The organism is Streptomyces sp. NPDC034670, from assembly GCF_055574875.1.
Genome location: NZ_JBVITR010000134.1, coordinates 1 through 2,252, shown reverse-complemented (window position 1 = coordinate 2,252; position 2,252 = coordinate 1). Strand labels below are relative to the sequence as shown.

The window sequence follows — 2,252 nt, the reverse complement described above, 5'->3', positions numbered from 1 at the left end:
TAGGTGCCGAGGACGTTGAGCACGTCGCGGAAGTTCACGCCGGCCGCCCGCACCGCGACCCGGACCTGGCCCGGCCCCAGCGGCCGCGGCGCCTCCGGCACCAGCGCCACACCGTCCAGCCGGCCCTCGGCGACGACGTCGAGCCGCCACGCGTCGCCGCCGCCGGGCGGCACCAGCACACCGTCGGACGCCACCCGCTTCACGCGCGGCAGCCAGGTCCGGCCGGCGCGCAGGGCGAGCTGAGGCTCGTCGGCGGCGGCCAGGCGGCGGACCAGCGTCCGGTGGGACGCGGGGTCGCCGTCCAGGTCGGCAAGGGTGAACTGGCCGGGGTGCTCGCTCATCGCCGACCGCACCAGGCCCCAGGCACCGGCGCCGGTCGGATCCGGGCCGGTCCCGGCCTGGGACGGCGCAGCACCGGCGGGGACCGCGTCGGAGGTCGTGACGACCAGACGCGATCCGGTGAGGCGCTCGTCCGCCAGCCAGGTCCGCATGACTCCCAGGAGATCAGCAATCCCACCCAGGACTTCACCAGAGTTGACGGTGATCATCCCGGCCGATCCACCCGCACCGGACGCCGAGGCCGGCACCCGCAGGATCACCACATCCGGTACCTCCGCCCCCGCGTCGAGGGCGGCGATCAGGTCGTCCAGGTCGCGGTGGCGGGTCATCGGGACACCGGCGGCGGCCCACGGATCCTCGGCGCGCGCGTCGGCCGAGAGCAGGACCCAGGGGCGGTCGGGGGCGAGTCCGTCGGCGTCGGCGTCGGCTTCGGGCAGGTGGTCCGCCTCCACCCAGGCCAGCCGGTACAGGTGGTCGACGGTGCCGGGCGCGTGGAGGTCGGCGGCCGACACGGGGCGCAGCAGCAGCGACTCGACGGCGGCGACCGGTTCGCCGGCCGGGTCGGCCACGCGCAGCGCGAACTCGCCGTCGCCGGCGGGCACGAGACGGGCCCGTACGGCCGTGGCGCCGACCGCCGTGAGGGACACGCCGGACCACAGGAAGGGCAGCAGGGCCTCGCCGCTGTCCGGGTTCCGGAGGCCGAGTGCGTGCAGGACGCTGTCCAGCAGCGCCGGGTGCAGCGCGAACCCGGCGGCCTCGGCAGCGGAGTCGGACTCCGGCAGTGCCGCCTCCACGTACAGCTCCTCGCCGTGCCGCCAGGCCCGGGTCAGGCCTCGGAACGTCGGCCCGTACGCCAGCCCGGCCGCGGCCAGCCGCTCGTACAGTCCGTCGAGCGGCAGCGGTTCGGCGCCGGAAGGCGGCCAGGCGCGCAGGTTCCAGTCGGGTGCGGCGGATCGCGCCGTGAGCGTGGCGGTGGCGTGCAGGGTCCAGGGTGTGCCGGCGGGGGCGTCGCCGGGACGGGAGTGGATGCGTACGGCACGTGATTCGTCGCCGGTCTCCGCCTCCTCGGGCGGGTCGACGGCGACCTGCACCTGGACGGCGCCGTCCTCGGGGAGGACGAGCGGCGCCTGGAGGACGAGGTCGGTGACGTGGTCGCAGCCGACGCGGTCACCGGCCTGGAGAGCGAGTTCGAGCAGGGCGGTGCCGGGGACGACGGCCCGCCCGGCGACGACGTGTTCGGCCAGCCATCGGTGGCTGTCCCCGGACAGTCGTGAGGTGAGCAGCAGAGCGTCCGACCCGGCGACGGGGACGGCCGCGCCGAGCAGCGGGTGTTCGGCGGCTCCGAGACCGAGCCCGTGGGCGTCGCCCCGGGAGCCGCCGGGTCGCAGCCAGTACCGCTGCCGCTGGAAGGCGTACGTCGGCAGCTCGACCGGTCGTGCTCCGGTGCCGACGAAGACGGCCGCCCAGTCGACGACCGCGCCGCGGACGAACATCTCGGCGACGGCCCCGAGGAAGGTTTCGGCCTCGGGGCGCCCGGCACGCAGCACGGACACGGCCGTACGGTCGGGGGCGGCTTCGACGCGGCTGCTCAGCACCGGGTCGGGACCGATCTCCAGCAGCCGCACGGCACCCTGCCCGCCGACCGTTTCGGCGGCGGCCTCGTGGAACCGGACGGGCTGCCGGATCTGCCGCACCCAGTACTCGGCGCTGGTCCAGTCGCCGTCCCCGAGGACCGTACCGGTGACCGTGCTGACCGCCGTACAGCGCGGGCTGCGGTAGTCGATCCGGGCGGCGATCTCGGTGAACTCGTCGAGCATGGGCTCCATCAGCGGCGAGTGGAAGGCGTGCGAGACCCGCAGCCGGGTGGCGCGGCGCCCGCGGTCGGTGACGGCCGCCACCACGCGCTCCACACC

Annotated in this window: 1 protein-coding gene; it reads right to left on the bottom strand. The window is 75.9% G+C overall.

The features are described from left to right. The coding region (locus ACZ56B_RS32800; protein ID WP_468798731.1) for a polyketide synthase dehydratase domain-containing protein at nucleotides 1–2,252 on the bottom strand (2,252 nt) is incomplete at both ends.